Genomic DNA, 25,388 nt, shown 5'->3' with positions numbered 1-25,388 from the left:
CGTTATTCAGGACAGCAGAGAGATGTCATGAAAATAGACAAAATTGTATTACGAAAAATGAAAATGGCGTTGAAAACGCCATTTACTACCAGCTTTGCGACGCAGACGGAAAAACACTTTTCCATCGCGGAAGTGTACGCTGGTGGGCAGATTGGTTACGGCGATTGCTCAGCTATTTCCCTGCCATTTTATAACGAAGAAACCAACGTCACCGCGTGGCATATTATGCGTGACTTCTTGATTCCGATGGTTAAACAGGCCGGGAATATTGAGCATCCTTCGCAAGTGCGCGATATTTTTGCGCCGGTAAAGCGTAATAACTGCGCCAAAGCGGCAATTGAAGGCGGTATCTGGGATGCGTACGCGAAGATAAAAGGTGTGCCGCTGCATCAATTACTGGGCGGCGTACGCGATAAAGTCGAAGCCGGTGTCAGTATTGGTATTCAGGACACGCCGGATCAATTAGTCCGCGTGGTCGATAATTTTCTGAACGACGGCTATAAGCGCATCAAAATAAAAATCAAGCCGGGAAAAGACTATGATTATATTGCGGCGCTGCGTCAGGAATTTGGTGATATTACGCTGATGGTGGATGCCAATTCTGCCTACACGCTGGATGATATTGATTTCTTTAAGCGCATCGATAAATTCAATCTGCTGATGATCGAACAGCCGTTAGCGCATGACGACATTATTGACCACCGCAAACTTCAGGCCGCGGTGAATACACCGATCTGTCTGGATGAAAGTATTGCCTCGGTAGAAGACGCGCGTAAAGCGATCGAGCTAGGCAGTGCCAAAATCATCAATATTAAAGTCGCGCGCGTGGGCGGTATTACTGAAACCAAACTGATTCATGATTACTGCCAGGCGCACAATATTCCGGTGTGGTGCGGCGGTATGTTGGATACGGCGGTCGGTAAAGCGCACAATATTGCGGTGTCAACGCTGCCGAACTTTATCTATGCGCACGACATTCCTCCGTCTTCCCGCTACTGGCATGAAGACTTCATGCTGCCGTTTGTTGAATTAGACAACGACAGCTGTGTTGCGGTGCCAAATAAACCGGGGATCGGCTTCGACATTAACCCTGAACTGTACGAAAAGTATTGCTACGGACAGGAAACCTTTTTGTTTTAACTGATTTTTGAATCAGCCTTTTTAGTAAGAAGTGTGAGCAGTAAAACGTTATCCAACACCAGGGAATAACGTTATAAAAATAGAGAAAAATAATGAGCGATGTTGCACCACGCGTAAGAGTTGGGATTTAGGGAGAAACACGGTGATGAGGTTCCCGCAGGGATGCCTCGCACCGTGGTCGCTCCCGGTATCTCGATCTTAACCGTGGCTACAGACGCCTAACATAACGAGAATGCCGTTAGCAAAACGGCGAATACTGACTAAATCGGACAGACAGGAACGCGACGATGCGATTGAAAAAACTCATTCCACTCATGCTGGTGCTGGGCATCTCTCAGGCTTACGCAGCAGATTCAGGCAAAGAAATCACCATCGGTGTCTCGCCGGGGCCGTATGGCGATATGGTCACGAAAGCGATCAAGCCGGAAATGGTGAAAAAAGGCTACGACGTAAAAGTGCGTGAATTCAGCGACTACATCCAGCCGAATCTGGCGCTGTCGAACAACAGTATTGATGCCAATCTGTTCCAAAATCGCCGCTATCTTGACCGTTTCAGCGCGGATAAAGGGCTGAAACTGGCAGAAGTGATCACCGTGCCGACGGCCAGCATGGGCTTTTACTCCAACAAAGTACGCTCGTTGGATGAGCTGAAAGCGGGCGATATCGTGACGCTGCCAAACGATCCATCAAATCTGGCGCGCTCACTGGATTTCCTGCAAAAATACGGCCTGATCAAGATCAATCCAGAGATTACACCGACCAAAGCCTCGCTGCGTGACATCACAGAAAACCCGAAAGGGCTGGTCTTTAAACCGCTGGAAGCCGCACAGTTACCGCGTGCGCTGGGTGGCGTAACCGGCTCGCTGATTAACGCCAACTTCGCGATTTCCGCTGGCCTGAATCTGTCTGACGCCATTCAACTGGATGTGCTGCCGGAAGACCTGAAAAACATGATCGTTGTACGTGCGGAAGATGCCGATAAACCATTCGCTCAGGATCTGAAAGCCGCTGTTCAATCCCCGGAATTCGCCGCGTTCTTTGAGGACAAAAACTCCATGTTCCACGCGTTCCAGAAACCGGCGTGGATGAAGAAGTAATTAGCATTTCAAGTTTCCAGTGCCGCATAAAGTAAGAAAAGCGGCACTGGCTTTCGCGACATCCATGCCGCTTACTCGGCAGTCACTTCTACCTCAGCCTAATTTCTAATGCCAGTGAAAGACAGGAAAGGCGGGCGTTAAACATCACTTCTGATGTACATACCTTCTATGTGCTTCTAACAGATCATGCCCTTCCTCCCCCAGCTCCCAGAATAGGCCAGTCATGATCGCTAACCCTTCGCGGGCGACGGATTTCAGCAGGTGTTCGTTGGCCGCGTGCTGGCCGCATGCCGGATAGGAGTGGGGGATCCACAGTGTCGGCAGGCCGAGGATGTCGGCGAAAACGTCATTAGGCAGCGACCCGCCCAAATTCGGTAACAGCGCGGGCTGTTTGCCGCTGATTTGCTGCATCAGCGCCAGCGTCCAGTTCACTAGCGGATCTTCGGGGTTAAACCGCGTTGCCGGAGACGTATTAAGTACTTCAACCTCCACCTGTTTAAAGCCGTGCTGGTCGAGGTGTTGGCGCACATGTTGCGCCAGATGCTGCCAGTCGGTGCCGACCACAAACCGCAGTTGGCAAATAGCCGTCGCATCAGCGGGAATCGCGTTCATCGGCTTGTTTGGGTTACCGGTAATGAATGACAGCACTTCCAGCGTGTTCCAGCCAAATAGCCGTTCGGCAGGCGTGAGACCGCCTTCACCCCAGTTTTCATCAATCGCCGGATCGCCCTCGCTGCCTGCGGGGTCGATGGTGCTGAGAATTTCCCGCAGCGCGGGCGTTAACGGCGGTGGCAGCAGGGAATCGATCTTCATCCGTCCTTGTCCATCCACCAGACTCGCCACGGCGTTCGCTAACTGCGTACCCGGATTGCTGAGCAACCCGCCCCAGTTGCCTGAATGGTACGCTTGAGCGCGCGCGTTGATGCGTAAACGAAAATTGGCGCAGCCGCGGGAGCCAAGGAACAGCGTTGGACGTTCTGCATTAAGGCGTGGCCCATCCGACGCGATAAAAATATCGGCGGCCAGTTCTTGCTTGTGCTGTTGGCACAGGTCGGCAAGTCCCGGTGAACCAATTTCTTCCCCCATCTCGAACAACAGTTTGCAGTTGAAACCCAGACGCTGTCCGCGCGCCTGAAACACCTGTTCCAGCGCCATCAGGTTAATGCTGTGCTGACCTTTATTATCGGCGCAGCCGCGTCCGTACCAGCGATCGCCTTCTTCGACCAATTCCCAGGGCGTAAGCCCGTCGCGCCAGTTGTCCTCATCACCGAAAACCACGTCGCCGTGACCGTAAGACAGCACGGTCGGCAGGTTGGGATCTTCAATGCGTTCGGCCAGCAAAAAAGGAGGATGACGTGCATCCGACGAGGCGATTGATCTTATGCTGAATCCCATCGCCTGCAACGTGGGCTGGATCTCGTCAGTCAGATAGCGGTTCAGCGCGGGCTGGTTGTCTGCTTTCTGGCTTTCGCTGGCGTGGGCAATACGCCGGGCCAGCGTCTGTTTAAATTCTCCGCGATCGAAACGTTCACAGGCGATACGAATAAGGTCTGCACTGGTCATGCCTTTCCTTGCTGGATAATGTGCCGAAGTTACCGATATTTAAAGAAAAAACGAGCTTTGCAACAATAATAAAAATTGCAATTAAGCTTTGCTTTTAATATAAACCTTCGAATCCTCAGCACTTTTTGAAAGGAACGATGCCATGCACAGCTCCGAGATCCGTTATTTTCTAGTGGTTGCCACCACCGGTTCGCTCAGCGCCGCCAGTCAGCATCTGTTTGTCGCCGTTTCTGCGATCAGTCGCCAAATCCAGCGGCTGGAAGAACGCATCGGCGTGCCGCTGTTCGAGCGCCATGCGCGCGGCATGGTGTTAAATGATGCCGGGCGTATTCTGGAAAACCATGTGCGTAAGAGCATGATGGACATGGATGCCGCCGTGGCGGAGATTCAGGGGCTGAAGGCTAGCCGCCGGGCGCTGTTGCGTATTGGTTGCACGGAGGGGATGGCGTTTGATCTGTTGCCGACCTTGTTTGCGCGTTTCCGCCAACATGACCCGGACACCACCTTTGCGCTGAAAGTCGACTCGGCGATGCAGGTGTCACAGATGATCCGCAACGGTGAAGTGGATATCGCGCTTCAGTTTGCGCTGGCGCCCGAACAGGGCGTGAATGTCGAGCTGGCACTGCCTGCGCCGCTAATGTTGCTAATGTCTGACAATCATCCGCTAGCGCAGCAGTCTATCCAACTCGCGGATCTGCATCCTTTCCCGCTGGCGTTGCCGGAATCGTCTACTACGCTGCGACAACTGTTTGACCTCTCATGCCGCATGAATGGCACTTTTCTGGAGCCGACGCTGTGCTGCAACAATTTCACCACGCTCTATTACTATGCGATGAGTACACCGGGGGCGGTTACCGCCTGTAGCTTCTATTCCGTGATGTATAAATGCTTACAGGAACCGATGCGCCTGAAGCCGTTGAATATCAAGCAGCTCGACCAGCGTTCGCTTCAGGTTCAAACATTGGCAGGCAAGGCTCACGCGCCGCCGCAGCAGGCTTTCCTTGATTTCATGACGGCGGAACTGCGTCAGGGGGAAGCGTATTATCTACGTCAGGTGGTCGGGCAATATCCGCGAGCTGAAAGCGGCGGCGAGGAAGCTTGTCAGACATGATGACCTGATATTGGGCTGTTTAAAAACAGCCCCACCGCGAATGATGACGGTGGGGCGCTTTCAGGCTACGTTGTTTCGATCGGCGGACATTGATAGTGGAGGCTATCCGGCAGATCGTGCAACGCTACCGCTTTACCGAAATACCATCCTTGCATAATGGCGGAAGGGCACTGTTCCAGGATATAGGCGGCCTGTTCCCGGGTTTCGACGCCTTCGATAATCACGCAAACATCCAGTTTTTTGATCAGGGTGAAGAGCAGATCCGCCATGGCGGCATTAACCGAGTCTGTACCGATGGCGCTGACAAAAATCTTGTCGATCTTAATCATATCGAACGGCAGGTGGCTGAGATAATCGAGGTTGGAATACCCCGTGCCGAAATCATCAAGCGCGATCTTATAGCCTGCATGCTGTAATGCCTGAAGACCGCTCGCCAGTGTTTGATGAGACGTGCTCGAACGTTCAGTCAGTTCTAACATGATACGTGCTCTGTCTATCCCCATGTCATCGCACATCTGCTGTAAGAAGCGGAGATAGTCAGGCGACACAATATCGATTACCGACAAATTAATACTGAGCAGAAAAGGCGTTTCCTGCGTGAGATAAGGCTGCATATCGTGCAATGCCTGACGTGTAATGATCCGAGTGAGTTCCGCCATATAACCCATCTCTTCCGCAATATTGATAAAGTATTCCGGCGATACGTTGTCACCGCGTTCGTTTTTCCAGCGGGCAAGCGCCTCTACGCCAATAATGGTCCGCAGCGGCAGACTGATGAGTGGTTGATAATGAACTTGAAACCGTTGATGTTTGATCGCGCGTTTTAATTGCGATGGTAGGGTCTGATGCCGGTCGTAGTAGAGCTGATAAGACAGGGTAAAACTGGCACCGATGAGCGCCCCGACAAAAAACAAAGCAGCGATGATATACCAGGGACGATACAGGATACCCGCAGAATCTAACTGAGCCAGTACACAGATATCTCGGTTTGGCTCACAGGAAAATGTCTGCCGTTTTCCCATGGTTAACCACGTATTATTCGGTTGCGGTGTCGGCGTGAGCGTCGACAGGTTGATGTCGCCAAACATCTGATAGATATGGCCTAAATTACGGGTTGTCAGCGCGGCGCTGTATCCGGCTGGCGGTTGGATAAAACGGCGAAATGCGGCGGCAGCGGTGATGGTGACCACATTGTTGAGACTTGCCATATCTGCGGTAATACGAGGATCAACCACGTCTTTCATTGCGGTCCACAGTTGCACGCCATCGGGTGTCGTCAGGTTCGGCGGTAGCAGATAAATCGGTGGATTGAGAATACCCCAACCCGCAGAACAGATGAGGTAGTTGTTTTTAATACGCCCGATATCGCGCAGATAGACAGAATAAAAAGAGAGCAGACGCAACTCTTTCAGGTCGGCGCTGGAACAGGGCGTGTTATTCAGCGTCAGCACACGGTTGATGGTTTCCCTGCCTTCATTCGCGACGGCGGCTCCCTGCTTAAGTACGTCCTGGCTATAGCGCAGTAACTGCGTTTGCTCTAGCCTGGCTAGAATCCCTTGCCCAATAAACAGAGCCAGCAATGCGCAGCCAAATGAAACAAAAACAAGTCTGAACCATAATCCGGTATTGGTAGTTAGGGCGAGCATAGCGATCATCCGGCAGCGTGACGGAAAGAGTACGGCATGGGTTCAAATATCGCATCCTTGCCAACGATATAGCGTTTATCAGCCATTATTTTGGTTATAAGTCGTCTGGCGCAACGCTCTTGCAAATCATAAACAACGAGTGACCTTTAAGCATAAGCCATCACTGTCTTTGTTATTTTAAAGGAAAACTCGTTACAGCTAACGGCAGGAAAGATTGATAAAACCAGGCTAGTTCTTCCCCTTGAATACTTTTTCCCGAAAGAATGACTCCCCTGCGGGAACTCACTCAGCCCGATCTTTACTTAATGAATGAACAAGATGACGGTATGGGCAGCATGACTGTTCACTCCCTTTATTCGCGGACTATTACCACGGCTCATGACGACTGATCCACAGCAATAAAGGCCAGCATTGTTTCACTACCGTCCAGAATGTCGGATTGGATGGCCTGTCGAGCAGCGCTGGCATCGCGCTGCTGTAGCGCCGCGAAGACCTCTTCGTGATGTTCGATCGCCATCTGCACGGAAAAATGCGCATAGGCCTGAGCGATCAACGGGCCGGTACGCATCCACAAGCTGCCAATAAACTGCGTCAACAGCGGCATACGTGCCGCCTGAGCCAGAAACAGATGGAATTCGCTATTCAACCGCAATGCTTCGCGTAGATTTTTCTCGTCAATCGCCAGACGATTCTGGCGAATATTCTCTTCGATCTGCTTGAGCACTTTTGGCGTAATGTGTGCGGCGGCTAGCTCAGCCCCCGTGCCTTCCAGCGCCAGTCGTAGTGTGCGGATCTCTTTAAATTGATCGTCGGTCAGTTGGGGAACACGGATATCGCGTGGCGTCTTGAGCACCAGCGCCTGCTCTTTCGCTAATTGTAGGATCGCGTCTCGTACTGGCGTGACGCTGGTACCAACCTGTGCGGCAAGCTCCCGTATTCTTAGGCGGTCGTCCGGCTTGAGTTGACCGGTAATTAACGCCTCACGCAGTATGGTATAAACGCTGGAGCCCAGATAGCTGTGATTGATCTGCCCAATTGGATAATTCACTGTTCCCCCAGAGAAGCGCTGCGCAACGTGATGAGATAGAGATGTGGGGTGATACCGCAATGACCCGCGGCGATGAGGCGTTAATATACAATATGATGCATCAACGATGCTATGGGGTGAGATATCCCTCGGGTGAAGAATCGACAAGAAAAGGTCATGAAATACGCAGTATTGTATGACGAGGTGTAACCAACCTAAAATTATTGGTTAAGGAAGCATTTTATCGCGACTTAACGCAAACCCATTGTCATAAAATTATATATTACCTGACATATTGAGCTGGGTAATTAACGGTTCTACTATGCCGAAAAAATTATTATCATCAGGGATGAAGCCATGCGTGGTTTTTTCAGGCTGATCGTTATCATGCCTGCGCTATTTTCTTATACCGTATTTTCCGCGCCGCTTAATCCGGCAGACAGAAATGACATTCAGCAGCGGCAGGCCGAGGTAATTGATCAGTCTCGGCAACAGCGCGATGAATTATTGCAGTTAAATCAACCTCAAACGACGATAAATCCAACTGGTGGAAGCGATGCCGAACACTGCTTTTTCATTAAGGATATTAATTATCACAATAGCTCCCTGCTGCGTGAAAAAGATAAAAATAAGTTAAATAAAGATTATATTAATCGTTGTCTTAATGTTAACAATATAAATCAGCTGATTCATGACGTCAGTAATTGGTATATCGAGCGGGGGTATATCACCAGCCGAGCCTTTATTGCTGAGCAAGATCTTTCTGGCGGTGTCTTGCAGATCGATATTCTGGAAGGCCGCCTCGAATCTATTAATATTAATAATCAATCGACGTGGGCATTAAAACAGGTTTTTCCGGGGCTGGAAGGTGACATTCTCAATCTCCGGGATATCGAACAGGGCATGGAACAGCTCAACCGCATGCCGACGCAGCAGGTAAGCATCGAAATTCAGCCTGGCAGCCAGCCCGGCTATTCCATCGTGAACCTTACCAGTAAAAAGCAAATTCCGCTGACGGCAAATATCGGTTTTGATAATAGCGGACAGAAAAGTACCGGAGAACGGCAGCTCAGCGGCGGCCTGTGGGCGGATAACGTGCTGGGGCTGGCCGACCAGTGGTTTGTCAACGGCGGGCACAGCAGCGAATTTCGCGATAGCCGCAATGTCGAAAGCCTGCAGGCGGGCGTGTCATTGCCCTATGGTTATTGGACGCTCAGCTACGACTATTCGCAAAGCCGTTATCGCAATGATTTTATCAACCGGGATTTTCTCTGGCATTCAACTGGCGACAGTCAGACGCATCGCGCCACGCTGTCGCGCGTGGTGTTTCGCAACGGCGACATGAAAACCAGCCTCTCGGCGGGTCTGTCACACCGTATCGGGCAAAATTACCTCAACGATGTCCTGCTGCAATCCAGCAGCCGTAAGCTCAGCAACGCGATTATCGGTATCAATCATAGTCAAAAACTGTGGGGCGGGCTGGCGACGCTCAACCCGGCTTACAGCAGAGGAACGCGCTGGTTCGGCGCTGAAAGCGATGAAGGGAAATCTGATGATGCGCTGCGCGCCGAATTTAACAAAGTGACGCTGGCGGCCAGTTATTACTACCCGATTGCTGACAACCTTCATTACCTCACCAACGTCTACGGACAGTATTCACCGCAGCGCCTGTATGGCAGCGAGCAGGTCACGCTGGGCGGGGAAACCTCTGTGCGCGGTTTTAAAGAGCAGTATATCTCAGGTAATCGCGGCGGCTACTGGCGCAATGAAGTCAACTGGCGAGCGGCGCAGTTGCCGCTATTGGGCAGTGTCACCCTGACGGCAGCGGTCGACGGCGGACACCTCTTCTCGCATCAGGCGGACAGTGAATCAGCGGGTACATTGTGGGGAGCGGCGGTAGGCGTGGGTATCGCAAACCACTATCTATCACAACAAATCACGGTTGGCTGGCCGTTGGCACATCCCGACTGGCTAAAGCCGGATAGCGCCGTGGCGTATTACCGCGTTGGGCTTTCTTTTTAGTTTTTAACTTTTTGTTGTTCATAATTAGTCATTAAGATCGGGGATCAGGGATGAAACCAGTAAAAACCACACAGCGCCTGCTGGCGTATACGCTGATCTACCTGATTGCGTTTCAGCCGCTGCTGCCAGCGATGGCCGCGGGCGTGCAGGTTGCGACGGGCAATACCGCGCTGGATCAGGCCGGCAACGGCGTCCCGGTCATCAATATCGCCACGCCAAACAGCGCGGGGATCTCCCACAACCAGTACCACGATTTTAACGTCGACAAACCCGGCCTGATCCTGAATAACGGCACGGAACAGCTCAATTCTACCCAGCTCGGCGGGCTTATCCAGAACAACCCCAATCTGAAGGGCAAAGCCGCCGACGCCATTATCAATGAAGTGGTCTCCACCAACCGCAGTACGCTGGCGGGCTACCTTGAAGTGGGTGGCAAGCAGGCCAGCGTGATTGTTGCCAACCCGAACGGCATTACCTGCGACGGCTGCGGCTTTATCAACACCCCGCAGGTGACGTTGACCACCGGAAAACCGCAGATGGACGCGCAGGGGAACCTGCAACATATCGACGTGAAGCGCGGCGATATCACGCTGACCGGGCAGGGGCTGGATGCGAGCAAGAGCGACTACCTCAGCCTGATAGCCCGCACCGCACAGATTGATGCCGGGCTGAATGCCAACGAGACCCGGATTGTGCTGGGTGCTAATCAGGTTGACGCGACGGGCAAGGTGACGGCGCAGGCGGCGGACAGCGGCGTGGCTGGCAGTAATGTAAAAGTCGCGCTGGATACGAGCGCGCTGGGTGGCATGTACACCAACCGCATCAAACTGATTTCCAGTGATAAAGGTGTGGGCGTTAACGTCGGTAATCTGAGCGCGCGCAGCGGCGATATCACGCTGTCGGCGAACGGTAAACTCAGCCTCGGCGATGCAGTGGCGCAGGGTACTATTCAGGTCGATGCAGACATGCTGGCGCTGCAGGGCAAACAGCAGGCGGGAGAGGCCCTGACGCTGAAAGCCAGACAAGACATCACGCTGCAGGACGCGACGCTGCGTGCTGGACAAAACATCGAGCTGGCATCGGGGGGCGGACTGAAAGCGCAAAACAGCGTCATCAGTGCGGGCGTCGATGCACAGGGTAAGGTCAAGTCAGCGAATCAACTATCGATAAAAAGTGACGGCGTCACGCTTGCTGCTACCCAGCTTGCCGCTGGCAAAATGACGATCGATGCAGGGCAATCGCTGCAGCAGGATGCGCAAAGCGGCGTCAAAGCGGATGGGGTGCTTGATATGCGCGGGGACACCATGTCGCTGGCAGGCAGCGCGGGCGCCGAAGAGGTGCGACTGGAGGCCACTACGCTTAACAGCATCGGCAGCGCGCAATTTCAGGCGAAGAACAAGGCCTCCGTGCGCGTCAAACAGCAGAGCGACTGGCAGGGTAACCTGACCGCCGGTAATGCGCTGGCCGTTGACGGCGGACGTCTGGTGCAGCGCGGCACGCTGGCAGGGAAGAGCCTCACGCTGACGCTGGATGCGCTGGACAACCGCGGCGATATCGCCGCGCTGCAGGGGCTGACGTTCAGCGGCAACGCGTTGACGAACAGTGGTACGCTGGCGGCGGCCGAACGGTTGACGGTTAACGCGCAGCGTCTGGACAACAGCGGATTACTCAGCGCCCAGAATGAAGTGAAACTTGAACTGCAAACGGTGCTGAACAATCAGGGCAACATTCTGACGGATAATCAGCTGTTTTTGCTGGCCGACCATCTCACCAACGGTGGCACATTGAAGGCTGCGACGCTGACTGCGCAGGCCACCCGGTTCACCAGTCAGGGCGAAGTCACGGCAAACGCACTTGACCTGACCAGCCAGACGACAGAAAACCACGGCGTTATCAACGCACAACAGATGCTGGCGCTGCACGGTGGCAGTCTGGTGAACAGCGGCACGCTCAGCGCGGGTGAAAAACTGGCGTTGACACTGGGCGGCACGCTGGATAACCGCGGCCTGATGCAGTCCGGTAACGCCCTGCAGGTTACTGCTGACCGTCTCAGCAATGACGGTACGATTACTGCCCCCGTATTACAGTTGCATACTGGCACGCTCGCCAATCAGGGCACGCTGCAGGCCGACAACGTGCTGCAGCTTGACGCCACGCGTTCACTGACGCAATCCGCTCGCGGCACGCTGCTGGCGGGCACCGACCTGACGGTGAACGCGGGGCAGGTGGAGACCGATGGCGCGATTCAGGCGCAGCAGTTCCTGATCAATGCCGAGCGCTGGCTTAATGCGGGCAAAACCAGCCTTACCGGCGATGGACAGATTACCGCTGCGCAACTGGACAACCGCGGCAGCCTGCTGGCCACCGGGAACTGGACGATTCACAGCGAGGCTGCCAGCAATGCCGGGGCGTTGCAGGGCCAGGCACTGGCTATTCAGGCGACTACCTTCACCAGTAGCGGGCAGGCACAGGCGCTCAGCGCGGTGAACCTGACTGTCGCTGATACCTTTACCAATAGCGGCGACTGGCTCAGCGGGGAGGCGCTGCGCCTTCAAGCCGCGAAGGCCGAGAACCGGGGCTCGCTGCAGGCGTTAACCCTGACGGCAGACGGTGGATCTCTCAACAACAGCGGCACGATGAGCGGTATCAATAACCTGTCGCTCTTCCTGAGCGGCAATCTGGATAACGGCGGCACGCTGCAAGGTAACCAGCTTCGTGCGGAGGCGGCACAGCTCGACAATCAGGGCACGCTTCACGGCACCGATGCACTGACGCTGGCGATAACCGGCAACCTGTCGAATCAGGGGGAGTTGCTGAGCGAGGGCGACAGCACCACATCGGCACACCGGTTTGATAATCAGGGCACCTTGCAGGCGAAAAATGTCGCGTTGCAGGTGAATGAACTGGATAACGCGGGAAAAGTCCTTGGCGTGTCCTCGCTGGCGCTGACGGCCACAAATGGGCTCACCAACCAGCAAGCGGGTAAGCTGCTGTCTCAAGGCGCGGCGACGTTAGCGGCGAAAGAGGTCGTTAATGCTGGAGAGTGGCAGGCGAAAACCCTGACGTTGGCGGCGGAGAATCTGACCAATGACGGGCAGATCCAGGGGGATGAATCCTTATCTCTGACGCTGCCCACCACTGACGGCAAGGGCACATTCGTTAACCGTGGCACCGTGACGACAGGCGGGGACGCCACGTTGTTCGCGCGCCTGATGGATAACCAGGGCACGCTGTCCAGCCTGGGGCGCACTGAACTGACAGGCGCGTCGCTGATTAACGACGGCCGTCTGGTGGCGGCAACAGGGCTGTCGCTGCGCGGCGACTATCAGGGGCGCGGCCTGCTGAATACGGCGGGTACGCTGACGCTGCACGGCGACACGCTGGTGAATCACGGGCACTGGGAAAGCCGGGCGCTATCCCTGCAAGGCCTGACGTTGACCAATCAGGGGACGGTGCTGGGCAATACTGTCGCTATATCCGTGGATCATCTGTTTAACCACGGCGACATCACCGGTGTCGATACGCTAACGCTGTCGCTCGGCGACAACCTCTACAATTCCGGTGCGTTGCGCAGTCGTGCGCTGGGTGTCACGGCAACCGATCTCGATAATCGGGGGGGCATAGTTGGGACGGACGCTTTGCAGCTCACGCTCACTGGTCAGTTGAAAAATGCGGGGGTGATCAGCGCCAGCAACACGCTGGCGGTGACGGCAGGCGACGTTAACCAGAGCGAGAATGGCACGCTGGAGGGGAAAAACGTCACGCTGGACGCCGCCTCGTTGGTCAATCAGGGCAAGATGCTGGGTGTGGATGCGTTGACGTTGTCGATTGCCGGTAATCTGTCCAATGACGGTAGTTTGCTGACACAGAAAGCCAGCGTGGTAACTGCACAGCAGGTGGACAACCGCGGCCAGTGGCAGGCGGGGGATCTCACTCTGCAGGCCGACGATATCGTGAATGCCGGGCAACTGCTGGGAATTGACGCGCTGTTCATAACCGCACAAAACGGGCTGATCAATCAACAAAACGGGAAACTGTTTACGCAGGGCGCGGCGGTGTTACAGGCCGCTCAGGCAGAGAACCACGGCGAGTGGCGGGCAGATAACCTGACGCTGCAGGCGGCCCGTTTCACCAACGTGGGACGGGTTCAGGCCGAAGGCGATATCGACATCACGGTCGTGCCTGTGAGTGCCGATCGTCAGCGCGCATTCCTGCCGATGGCCTTGTCGCTGGCGGCAGATATTCAGCAACTCAACGTGTCATCCTCACGCCATAGCGGCGGAGCAACAGACGGTGTTCTGGACAACCACGGTACGCTGGTGTCTGGAGGCGACACGCAACTACGCGCGACGCAGATAACCCATCAGGGCTCACTCGCCAGTAACGGCGCGGCAACCCTTATCGGCGAGACGGTTGAGAATGCCGGAACCGTGCTGGCCGTCACCTCGCTGTCACTGGCGGGAAATTATCAGGGCAGCGGGACGCTACAGACGGACGGGGCGCTGGACTGGTCCGGAGCGACGCTCACCAACCGCGGGCGCTGGCAGGCGAACGTTATCCAACTGCAAGGGCACGCGCTGGAGAATCAGGGCACGCTGCTGGGGCAGCGGACAGCGATTACGGCCGATACCCTGTTTAACGGCGGCGAGATTGCCGGTATTGATGAGCTGCAACTGACCGTTGCTGACCGCCTGACCAATCAGAGCCAGCTTTATGGGGCGACGCTGGGGCTGTCGGCGACTGACCTGTTCAATCAGGGCGAGGTCTCCGGTGACGTACTGCACCTGACGCTACAGGGGACGGCGCGCAATAGCGGCCTGATGAGCGGCAGTCAGCGGGTGCAGCTTGAGGCGGATCAGGTCGATCAGCGGGGTTCACTGGAAAGCCGCGATCTGCAGGTACAGGCGAACGTGCTGGACAATCAGGGCACGATGCTGGGCGTGGATGCGCTGACATTGGCGATTCACACCACGGCGCGTAACAGTGGAAAATGGCTGAGTCAGGGTGACAGCACGCTGACCGCCAACCGACTGGAAAATCGTGGGCAATGGCAGGCGAAAACGCTGACCCTGACGGCGGATGACGTCGAGAATGCCGGCCAACTGCTGGGACTGTCGGCGCTGACGCTGACGGCGAAAAACACGCTGACCAATACGCAAACCGGCACGCTGCTCACGCAGGGCATGGCGGTGCTGAACGCGGCCGAGGCGAGCAACGAGGGTGCGTGGCAGGCGGACAGCCTGACGCTGGACGCGCAGCAACTGACCAACGTCGGCCATATTCAGGGCGACAAATCACTGAAGGTGACGCTGGCAAACGGCGAATTACACAATAAGGGCACGTTGTGGAGCGATAACGCCGATATCGCTGCCCGCACGCTGACCAACGAAGGCACCCTCACCGGCGCGACCGGGTTGCAACTGACGCTGGATGACGCGTTAACCAATCAGGGCACGCTGAACAGCCATCAACTGACCGCACAGGCCGACAGACTGGACAACAGCGGGAAAATCAACGGCCTCGACCGTCTTGAACTGACAACCGGCAATAGCCTCACCAACCGCGGCACGCTGTACGGAGCGGCGGTGACGCTGAACGCCAGCGATCTGACCAACCACGGCACGATCACCGGCGTCGACAGCCTGAATCTAAATCTGAATGGGGCGCTGAATAATACGCGTGACATCAGTAGCACGGCGCTGACGCTCAAGGCCAAGGACGTATTCAACCAGGGCATCCTGACGGGCGTGAACGGGTTGACGCTGGATCTCGACAATCATCTTGATAATCAGGGCGCGCTGAACAGCCAGACACTGACCATTACTGCCGATGAGGTGACCAACGGCGGTCAGTTGAACGGCACGCGTGACCTGCAACTGACGCTGGACGGTACGTTGACCAACACCGGTGACCTCACCAGCCAACGGACAGGCATCACCGCTGAGGATGTGCTGAACCACGGGCAGATACAGGGTTCCGATGACCTGCAACTGAATGTGCGCGATAAACTGGATAACCGCGGTCTTATCAGTGGCAGCACCACGCTGGGTGTGGTAGCGAACCATATTGACCAGCAGGGTACGCTGGAAGCGTTGGAGCTGAAGGTAGACGCCGATACGCTGAACAATCAGGGCAAGATGCTGGGCGTGGATGCACTGACGCTGGCGATTGCGGGGACGGCACGCAATCAAGGCAAATGGCTGAGTCAGGGCAGCAGCACGCTGACGGCGGATCAGGTTGAGAATCACGGTCAGTGGCAGGCGGGCGACATCACGCTGCAGGCCGCTGGCCTGACCAACAGCGGGCAGATTTTTGGTATTCATGCGTTGGCGCTGGCAGCAACCAACGATCTGAATAACCAAAAGAACGGAAAGTTACTTTCGCAGGGACTTGCCGCATTACGTGCCGCAAACGTGATCAACGATGGCGACGTGCAGGCAGACCGCCTGACGTTTGACGCGCAGCAGTTGACCAACCGCGGGCGGATGCAGGGGGATAAAGGATTAACGATCACGCTAGATCGCGCCAATCCAACCAGCCGATTAACCAATCAGGGCACGCTGCTCTCCGGCGGCGACAGCTGGCTGAGCGCCAGCCTGCTCGACAATCAAGGCACCGTGTCCGGCGTGGGTAAGTTGACGCTCGACAGTGGTGCGATAAACAACGCGGGCAGCGTGATTGCTGACGGGGCGCTGACGCTCAATGGCGACTATCAGGGGGCAGGTCTACTGCATACTGCTGACACGTTGACGCTGCGCGGCAACCAGCTACGCAATAACGGACGCTGGGAAAGTCGGACGCTGGCGCTGAATGGCGGTGCGTTCGACAACACCGGCACGGTTATCGGTGAGCGCAGTATCACGCTGGAACTGCGCGATGGTCTGACGGTCGGCGGCACCGGTCAACTGCTGACCAACGGTGCCCTGCAGGCGCAGGCTGGTGATGTCATTAACGACGGGTTCTGGCAGGGCAACACGCTGACCTTGGCGGCGAACACCCTGACAAACGGCGGGTCGCTGCTCGGTCAGGACGGGATGCGTCTTGATTTACTGAACACCTATCAGGGAAGTGCCCAGTCTCGTTTGCTGAGTGACGGTGACGCCCTTATCACAGCCGACCGCCTGACGCAGAGCGGTGAGATAGTCGCGGGAACGCTGAACCTGACCACCGGCACGTTGGATAACGGTGGGCGCGTGCTGGGCAGCAACGGCCTGACGGTCACAAACCGGGATGAACTGATTAACCGTGCCGGGGCGGAACTGCTGACCAACGGCTCGGGCCGTCTCGACAGCGGCACGCTGAGCAACGCCGGTGCATTACAGGCCGGTGACCTGCAACTACGCGCCCGCGAGATGGATAATCAGGGTCGCATTCAGGGCACCGACGCGCTGCGCCTGCTCGACGTCCTGCGCTATGTCGGCGATAAAAGCAGCCAGTTGCTCAGCAAAGGGGCGGCCACGCTCCGTGCTAAACAGACAGATAACGCCGGTTTATGGCAGGCGGGCACGCTGACGCTGCACGGTGATACGTTTGATAACCGTGGCACCGTCGCGGGGCTGAACAGTCTGTCGCTCAACGGCGACCAGTTACGTAATCAGGGAGATCTGTTCTCGCAGGGCGCGGTGACGTTGACCGGCACGACGCTGGAGAACAGCGGCACGCTGACGGGTGTTGGCGGCTTTACGCTGCAGCTCACCGACCGCGTCGATAATCTGGCTACGGGGCGGTTGCTTAGCGGCGGCGTGGGCGTACTAACGACCGGCGTGCTGAGTAATCAGGGGCTGTGGCAATCGGACGATCTGCGCCTGACCGCCCGCGATCTCGATCAGCAGGGCAATCTGCTGGGCGTACAACGCGGGACGCTGCAACTGACCGGTGCCTATCAGGGCGCGCAGGGCAGCCAACTGGTTAGCGGCGGGGAGTTGAACCTGACTGCGCATGATATTACCAACCGCGGTCAGGTGCAGGGCAGCACGCTGACGCTGGATGCAGATGCACTCACTAACCACGGCATCCTGCGCGGTGACCGTGCGCTTAACGCCACCGTCGCTGGCCAGTTCACTAATGCCCCGCAGGCGCGTTTAAGCAGTGATGGCACGCTGAGCGTGCAGGCGGCCGCGTTGAATAATCAGGGCGACATCAAAGCCGCGACCACCACGCTGACGGGCAATACGTTAACCAATAGCGGCACGGTACAGGGCACCGCCGCGCTGCAATTGGATGGAAAAAATAAGATTGTTAACCAGCAGGCGGGGCAGCTGTTATCCGACGGCACCACCACGCTCAACGCGGCGGCGGTAGACAACCACGGCTGGTTACAGGGGCGCGGACTGGCCGTCAACACCGAGCAGTTTACCCAACAGGGCAGCCTGATGGCGCAAGATAAGCTGACGCTGAAAATTCCGCAGTGGGTGAATAACGGGCTGGTGCAGGCGGGTGAACTGGAAATTATCGCCGACGAGCTGGACAACCACGGCACGCTGCTGGGTCTGACACAGTTGGCGCTGCAGACGCAGCGCCTGATTAACCGTCAGGGCGCGAAGCTCTACAGCGCGCAGGATCTGCGCCTGAAAACCCATGAACTGCAGCAGGACGGGCAACTGGTGGCACTGGGCAATCTGACCGCCGAACTCACCGGGCCGCTGACCTTCACGCAAACCATGGCCGCCGGGCAACAGCTGGCGCTGAACGTGGCGGGCGACCTTGACCAGCGCGGGACGTTACAGGGTCAATCCGTCCAGTTGACCAGTACCGGCACGCTGACCAATCAGGGCCGCATTCTGGCGGGCGGCGGCGAGTCGCGGATCAGTGCAAAAGACATCGTACAGTTGGAAGCGGGCAGCGTTCAGGCCGGCGGTAATCTGACACTGGTGAGCGATAAAACGCTGAATAACAAAGGACTGATTGGCACTACGGGTGACCTGCTGGTGCAGGCGGGGAGTGTCTTGCATAACAGCAGCATGCTGTATGCGGGCGGCAATATGCGCCTGCTGTCGGACTCTCTGACCAACGTGTTCGGCACCATTCTGGCGGGCAATAGCCTGTGGGTGCAACGCGATGCGCAGGGTAACGCCAGCACCTCGCTGCTCAACAGCTCCGGCACCATCGAAACGCAATCCGGCGACATCACGATTAACACCGGCACGCTGACCAATCAGCGTGAGGGACTGGTGGTGACGGAAACGGAATTAGGTATTGATAAAAAACCGTCGTGGTTAGGAGCTACGAGAGTCAACATACCTACATCATGGTTCAAAAATAGTGATTATGGAATATACACTACCGTAACAACTGTCAGACATGGTAGTGGAGGAGGAGGAGGAGGTGATGGGGAGGGCGGAAGGGAGAGTACATCCTATTCATATGAGTATGCACCTTATGAAAGTGCCATTATTCAAAAAATTTTAACTAACAGTAAAGATATTAAAATTAATACAGAAGGGGATGCAGGTAAAATAAGTTCAGGAAATAATGTATTAATTAATGTGGATAAATTAGAGAATAGAGCATCTCAACTATTTTCAAAGAATGATTTTTTATTGAAAGGAAATAGATTAAATAACCAATCTTATCAAAGTGGTGTTTTAAATGAGTATTTAACGTATAGATACGCAGGTGGGAAGAACTTAACACAAAAAAACAATACACCACGATCATCAGATATTTATGTTTCTCCATATATATCTTATGTCTTGGATGACTCCCCAACCTACGAAAAAACCGTTGGCGAAAGCTATAACGCGTTAATTCAGGCGGGCGGCACCATTACCGCCGATTTTAAGCAAGATATTAGCAATACCACGTTGCAGCCGGGCAGCGGCGGATTTATGCCTGCGGCAACCAAACCGGTGCTGGATGCTATCACCACGCTGTCGCCGTTGCAGAAGCAGACCACGCGCCAGTTGACCAGTCAGGATTCGTCGTTTGACGCGGGTACGGTAGACGTCACCAAAACGAACAGCGGACAGGCTGCGCTGTCAGGCAATGCCGCAGGCGTGGCGGCGGCGGGCAAAGCCGTGGCGCTGACGCAGCAGGCAGGCACTGCGCTGCAAGCGGGAACACAGGCGGAGAACATCACAGCGGTGATTGCGGCACCGACTACCACCGGGCCGCTGACGCTCAACACCGGCGATGCGGTGGTGTTAGCGCCTTCTGCTTCCGGTCACGTCAGCAACCCTGATGCCGTTGCGCTCACGTCGACAGGCCAACGGCCCGATGGCGGCAAGAGCCTGACGCCGATTAACGTGGACAATACCGCAACGGGTGTAACGATAGCGGGCACGGTAGATAGCCCCGCCACACTGACCACGCCGGGCATGGCGGCGATTGATGCACCGAAGCCGACGGTCAGTGCAGACACTCTGCCGGGCGGAGCCACGCCTTCTGCGCCACAACCTCTTTCTGCCACAGACCTGCTGAACGCCATCGGCAACGGGCTGCAAAACCTGAGCACCAACCCGCTTGCCGATTATCCGCTGCCGACGAGCAATAACGGGCTGCTGGTTGTCGATCCGAATGCGGACAGCCGTTACCTGATCCACACCAACCCGAAACTGGAACAGCTGGGGCAGGTGGATAACGCACTGTTCAGCGATCTGCAGACGCTGCTGGGGCAGCAGCCGTCAACGGTGGTACCGGTCGAGACGCGCTCGCAGTGGACGCAGGCCGATAAGGTGCTGGGGTCATCCTATCTGCTGGATAAGCTGAATCTGGATGCAGACCACGATTACCGCTTCCTCGGGGATGCGGAGTTTGATATCCGCTACATCAGCCAGGCGGTGTTGAAACAGAGCGGGCAGCGTCACCTGAATGGCACCGGCTCCGATCTGGAACAAATGCAGAAACTGCTGGATAACGCGGCCGCGGCGCAGAAAGGCATGAACCTGCAACTGGGCGTCAGCCTGACGCCGGATCAGGTTGCGAACCTCAGTCAAAGCATGGTCTGGTGGGAAAATATCGAGGTTAACGGGCAGACCGTGCTGGCACCGAAGCTGTATCTGGCGCAGGCGGATAAAAGCAACCTGCAGGGCAGCGCGATTGTCGCGAACAAGGTTGAGCTGAATGCGGGCGGCAGCGTCACCAACAGCGGCACGCTTAATGCGGTTGAATTGCTGGCGATCGCCAGCGGCGACAAGATTGATAACCACGAAGGCGGCTTGATCAAATCAGACGGCGGCCTGAATCTGGTGGCGCTCAACAACATCACCAACAGCGGCAGCCGAATTGAAGGCAACACGCTGCAACTCGCCAGCATTAACGGCGATATCATCAACCGAACCGAAAGCCGCAACTTCCAGACCGCACAGCCGACGGCTTCGCGCAGCGGCACTGGCTCGCTGGTCTTCACTGAACTCGGCAAAACCGCCGAGATTGTCGCGGGCAATAGCCTGACGCTCAGCGCGGGCAAGGATATCCGCAACGTGGCGGCTACGCTCAACGCCGGACAGGACATGGCGCTGAACGCCAAAGGCAATGTAGCGATTGAGACGCTGACGCTGACCAATAACCGCGTAGATATCGGCTGGGGCAGCAGCAACACCGCGCTGAACACAGCCGTGCAGGGTAGCACCGTCAATGCAGGTGGTGCGCTGAGCGCGGTGGCGGGTCAGGATATTCAGATCGATGCCAGCTCGCTTTCCGGTGGAACGGCGCTGACGCTGGCGGCGGGTAATGATATCCGCCTGACTGCGCAGGACACGCTGAAAGAGACGCTGTATCAGGGCGGCAGTACCGCGCAGCGCCGCACGCAGGACGTGGCAAACAGCCAACTCCTGAGCGGGGGCGATCTAAATCTGGTGGCCGGACGGGATGTGCTGTCCGACGCGGCCAGCTTGAACGCCAAAGGCAATGCGACACTGGCAGCCGGACGCGATCTCAACCTGCTGTCTGAGACGGAAGAAACCTACAGCGGCAACTGGTGGAACCGTCACGCCGACTGGCAGCAAAACATCACCCAACAGAGCACCGAGTTAACGACCGGCAAGGGTCTGAACCTGCAAGCGGGCAGGGATATCAATCTGCAAGCAGCACAGGGCGTGGCGAGCGGTGCGGTGACGGTGCAGGCGGGTAACAACATCAACCTGCTGTCGGCCACGGAAACGCAGCACACCTTCTTTGAAGAAACGAAGGTCAAGAAAAAGGCCTTCTCGAAGACGGTGACGCATACCCTGCGGGAAACGTTGCAAACCGACGAGAAAGGCAGTCTGTTGTCGGGTGACAGTGTCACGATGGCGGCCAATCAGGATATCAATCTACAAGGCTCCGCAGTGGTCGGTGACAAACAGGTCACGCTGCTGGCGAATAATGACGTCAACACTGCCGCCAGCGTAGAGAACTACCAGAACTATGAAGAGCACAGCAAGAAAAAAAGCGGCCTATTCAGCGGCGGCGGTATTGGTTTTACCATCGGTTCAACCTCGACCAGCCAGAAACTGCGCGATCAGGCGGCGACACAAAGTCAGAGCATCAGCACCCTTGGCAGCACGACCGATTCGGTGACGGTGAAGGCCGGGAACGATGTCACGATCAGCGGCACCGATATGGTGGCCGGAAAAGACATCTTCCTGCAAGGCAACAATGTCACCCTCGATCCGGGCTATGATACGCGCAAACAACAGCAGGAGTTTGAGCAGAAAAGCGCGGGTCTGACCGTGGCGCTATCCGGCGTGGTGGGTTCGGCGCTCAACAGCGCGGTGCAGAGCATTCAGGCGGCGAAAAGTGAAAGTGATAGCCGACTGGCGCTGCTGCAGGGCATGAAAGCCGGGCTGTCCGGGTATCAGGTCTATCAGGGCAGCCAGTCCGAGCTGAACAACAAGGGGGAAGCGTCTTTTGTCGGCGTCAGTATTTCTCTCGGGGCGCAAAACTCACGCTCCAGCCAGACTAGCGAGCAGAAACAGAGCTTTGGTTCGACGCTGAATGCGGCGGGAGATATTGGTATCGAATCGCGTACCGGGGATATCACAGTCGCAGGCAGCCAGCTTAAAGCGGGCGGCGACGTCATGATGAACGCGGCGCAGGATATTCACTTGCTCTCAGCCCGTAACAGCGAGGAGATCAGCGGTAAAAACAGCAGCAGCGGCGGGAATATCGGCATCAGCCTGGGACTGAGCAACGGGAGTGCGGGGCTCAGCATTTTCGCCAACGCTAATGCGGCGAAAGGGCGGGAAACCGGTACGGGCAACAGTTGGTCAGAAACGACGGTGGATGCGGGTAACCACGTCATGCTGAAAAGCGAACGTGACACGCGACTGATTGGCGCGCAGGTGAACGGCGAGCGCATTGATGTCGATACCGGACGCAATCTGCTGCTGCAAAGTCAGCAAGACAGCGAGCGGTATGATTCTAAACAGGTTAGCGGCTCAGCGGGCGGCAGTTTTACCTGGGGCGGCGGTAGCGGCAGCGGCTATATCAGCCTCAGCAAAGACAAGATCCACAGCAACTATGACAGCGTGCAGCAACAGGCTGGGCTCTTTGCGGGTAAAGACGGATTTGGTATAAAAACCGGTGAGCATACCCAGCTTGACGCCGCCGTGATTGGCTCGACCGCCAACGCCGAGAAAAACCGGCTGGAAACGGGCACGCTGGGCTGGAACGGGTTAGATAATAAAGCCGAATTCAAGGTGGAGCACAGCGGCGCAGGTTTTAGCGCCAGTCCATCTATGAGCGGTAGCCTGCTCTCAACGCTGGCGATGAATGTGCCGTCGGCGCTGATGTCGCTGGGTAACAGCGGCAATGCGGCTAGCAACACCTATGCAGCGGTGAGCGATGGCACCTTGTTGTTGCGGGATACGGCGAAGCAGGTGCAAGATATCGCCACGCTGAGCCGTGATGTTGAGCACGCGAACAATGCGCTCAGCCCGATCTTTAACAAAGAGAAAGAGCAAAAACGCCTGAAACAGGCGCAGCTGATTGGTGAAATTGGTGCGCAGGTGATGGATATCGTGCGCACAGAAGGCGAGCTGAAGGCGCAGAAAGCCGCAGAGGCCAAGGGCGATGCCAAAGTCAACCGTCCGCAAGACGGTGATTCGGCGCAGGAATGGGAAGACTATAAAAAGGCGCTGACGGAATCGCCGACCTACAAAGCCGAGATGCAAAAATACGGCACGGGCAGTGACTTCCAGCGAGCGGCACAGGCAGCCACGGCGGCGATTCAGGCACTGGCGGGTGGGGACATCCAGAAAGCAATTGCCAGTGGCGCATCGCCGTATCTGGCGCAGTTGGTGAAAGATGTCACGATACCGAAGGATGAAAGCAAAATCACGGCGTCGGATATCGCAGCCAACGCGATGGCGCACGCGGTGGTGGGGGCTGTGGTCGCTCAACTGTCGGGTCAGGATGCGGCTGCGGGGGCGATCGGTGCCTCCAGCGGTGAACTGATCGCCCGCGCCATCATGGCCGATCAATACCCCGGCAAGACGGCAAACGACCTGACGGAAGAGGAAAAGCAGTCAGTCAGTGCGCTTTCCACGCTGGCCTCCGGGCTGGTATCCGGTCTGGCAGGCAACAGCACGGCGTCTGCCGCCAGCGGCGCGCAGTCTGGGCGTAATGCGGTGGAGAATAACTTCTTGAGTGCGAAAGAAGCCGAAAAGAAAACGGCACTGGAGCGCAAGGAGAAAGCCGGGACACTGACGCAGGATGAAGCGAAAGAGTTGGCTGATACCCGTCAACTGGATAAAGACCGCGATCAGGCCATTCGTGATATCTGTACGCAGGGGAATAAATCGGGCGGGGCGTGCTCGGCATTGGTGGCTCAGGCGCAGCAGGCGCTGAACAGTTACGGTGAAAGTGCTGCAAGTTACCGATTGATCTTTAAAGACTTGTATCCAGAAGACGCCGCGAATGCGAGTGCCATCCTGAACGGTCTAGATACAGGCAGTATTACCCGCGATGCGGCCATTACCGCTATCGCGGAGGCGAATAACAAAGACTGGAATGAAGTGGCATCGCAGTACGACAGGGTGATGCAGTTGCATGGGATCGTGAGTACATTGGCTGGCTACTATAGTGTAAATAGTGTTAGCAAGGCATCTGAAGCAACTAATACCACGATGTCAATGGCCGATCGCATCAAGGCCAATGTCGCGGAAAGCCAGAAGGCGCGGGAGTCGTCTAATTTTGATATTCACATTGCGAAATCTGATCAGGTTCAATGGGGATATAAGGCAGATGAATGGGGAATGGTTACTTTACCTGCTGGTAGCAGAGTGTACGGCGGGATACCAGGACAATCGTCTTATTATACGTCATGGAATACATTGCTAGATGCAGGATTTAGCAGAGAGTCAATATTTAAAAACCTACAAGTATCACCTCATCCAGAGTTCGGATACCGCCCTCAAATGGGAATTTATGAGATTACTAATGATATAAGAATCCCCTCTGGCCAAGTAATGGCTAACCCATTACTGGGTCCCGGTGGCGCCACTCAGTACTTTATAAAAGACTACAATAGTCAATTGAAATTGATAGATAAAATAGACTTGGGTAAGTAAATGACTAAATCACCTTATATAGACCACGCTATCGAGATCTCTCTTGCTGAAGGTAACTCAGTGAGAGAGATATCAGATGGATGGTCTAACATGGAGAAAGTTATATTCTTCTCTAAAAAAATGTCACAATCGTTACAACTGAAAATAAAAAAGGAAGAACCGACATTAAGATATTTTTCAACGGATAAAACCCCTCATAATAGAGCAGATGAGGGATTTATCTGTGATGAATATAAGATTGCAATCTCATATCCAAAATAGACTGAAACGATCCCGGCTTCCAAAAAGGCC

Annotated in this window: 9 protein-coding genes; 6 read left to right on the top strand and 3 right to left on the bottom strand. The window is 55.7% G+C overall.

Annotated elements, in window-relative coordinates; all coding sequences use genetic code 11:
• Positions 1–27 precede the first annotated feature (27 nt).
• Positions 28–1,140, top strand: coding sequence for an o-succinylbenzoate synthase (gene menC / locus AACH44_RS11035; protein WP_261848615.1), 1,113 nt, complete (start codon positions 28–30; stop codon positions 1,138–1,140).
• A gap of 287 nt (positions 1,141–1,427) precedes the next feature.
• A complete protein-coding gene (locus tag AACH44_RS11030) occupies positions 1,428–2,237 on the top strand; it encodes a MetQ/NlpA family ABC transporter substrate-binding protein (protein ID WP_338659237.1) in 810 nt (269 codons plus the stop codon).
• A gap of 144 nt (positions 2,238–2,381) precedes the next feature.
• Here AACH44_RS11030 and AACH44_RS11025 read toward each other — a convergent pair whose 3' ends face one another.
• Positions 2,382–3,800, bottom strand: a complete 1,419-nt coding sequence (locus AACH44_RS11025; protein WP_338659236.1) for a M20 family metallopeptidase — start codon at positions 3,798–3,800, stop codon at positions 2,382–2,384.
• A 142-nt stretch (positions 3,801–3,942) separates the two neighbouring features.
• Here AACH44_RS11025 and AACH44_RS11020 point away from each other — a divergent pair, with 142 nt between their 5' ends.
• Complete coding sequence (locus tag AACH44_RS11020) at positions 3,943–4,911, top strand: LysR family transcriptional regulator (RefSeq protein ID WP_338659235.1); 969 nt, start codon at positions 3,943–3,945, stop codon at positions 4,909–4,911.
• A 65-nt stretch (positions 4,912–4,976) separates the two neighbouring features.
• Here the strand turns inward: AACH44_RS11020 and AACH44_RS11015 are convergent, their stop codons facing one another.
• Together AACH44_RS11015 and AACH44_RS11010 are read right to left on the bottom strand one after the other, a co-directional pair.
• On the bottom strand, positions 4,977–6,557 hold the full coding sequence (locus AACH44_RS11015) for an EAL domain-containing protein (protein WP_261848611.1): 1,581 nt from the start codon (positions 6,555–6,557) through the stop codon (positions 4,977–4,979).
• A gap of 376 nt (positions 6,558–6,933) precedes the next feature.
• On the bottom strand, positions 6,934–7,605 hold the full coding sequence (locus AACH44_RS11010) for a GntR family transcriptional regulator (protein WP_261848610.1): 672 nt from the start codon (positions 7,603–7,605) through the stop codon (positions 6,934–6,936).
• Between the two features lie 336 nt (positions 7,606–7,941).
• Between AACH44_RS11010 and AACH44_RS11005 the strand changes: the two genes are divergently transcribed.
• The 3 genes from AACH44_RS11005 to AACH44_RS10995 are packed head-to-tail and all read left to right on the top strand — an operon-like array spanning position 7,942 to position 25,358.
• Complete coding sequence (locus AACH44_RS11005) at positions 7,942–9,606, top strand: ShlB/FhaC/HecB family hemolysin secretion/activation protein (protein WP_261848609.1); 1,665 nt, start codon at positions 7,942–7,944, stop codon at positions 9,604–9,606.
• A 50-nt stretch (positions 9,607–9,656) separates the two neighbouring features.
• A complete protein-coding gene (locus AACH44_RS11000; protein ID WP_338659234.1) occupies positions 9,657–25,097 on the top strand; it encodes a hemagglutinin repeat-containing protein in 15,441 nt (5,146 codons plus the stop codon).
• Complete coding sequence (locus tag AACH44_RS10995; RefSeq protein ID WP_109225721.1) at positions 25,098–25,358, top strand: hypothetical protein; 261 nt, start codon at positions 25,098–25,100, stop codon at positions 25,356–25,358.
• Positions 25,359–25,388 lie beyond the last annotated feature (30 nt).

Source organism: Pectobacterium araliae, from assembly GCF_037076465.1.
Classification (GTDB): domain Bacteria; phylum Pseudomonadota; class Gammaproteobacteria; order Enterobacterales; family Enterobacteriaceae; genus Pectobacterium; species Pectobacterium araliae.
Note: the sequence above shows the minus strand (reverse complement) of the source record. Positions and strands in the feature narration are given on the sequence as shown.

Coding starts and splice junctions, on each gene's coding strand:
- AACH44_RS11025 (WP_338659236.1), bottom strand. CDS start 3,800: ATGACCAGTGCAGACCTTATTCGTATCGCCTGTGAACGTTTCGATCGC.
- AACH44_RS11000 (WP_338659234.1), top strand. CDS start 9,657: ATGAAACCAGTAAAAACCACACAGCGCCTGCTGGCGTATACGCTGATC.
- AACH44_RS11015 (WP_261848611.1), bottom strand. CDS start 6,557: ATGCTCGCCCTAACTACCAATACCGGATTATGGTTCAGACTTGTTTTT.
- AACH44_RS11020 (WP_338659235.1), top strand. CDS start 3,943: ATGCACAGCTCCGAGATCCGTTATTTTCTAGTGGTTGCCACCACCGGT.
- AACH44_RS10995 (WP_109225721.1), top strand. CDS start 25,098: ATGACTAAATCACCTTATATAGACCACGCTATCGAGATCTCTCTTGCT.
- AACH44_RS11005 (WP_261848609.1), top strand. CDS start 7,942: ATGCGTGGTTTTTTCAGGCTGATCGTTATCATGCCTGCGCTATTTTCT.
- menC (WP_261848615.1), top strand. CDS start 28: ATGAAAATAGACAAAATTGTATTACGAAAAATGAAAATGGCGTTGAAA.
- AACH44_RS11030 (WP_338659237.1), top strand. CDS start 1,428: ATGCGATTGAAAAAACTCATTCCACTCATGCTGGTGCTGGGCATCTCT.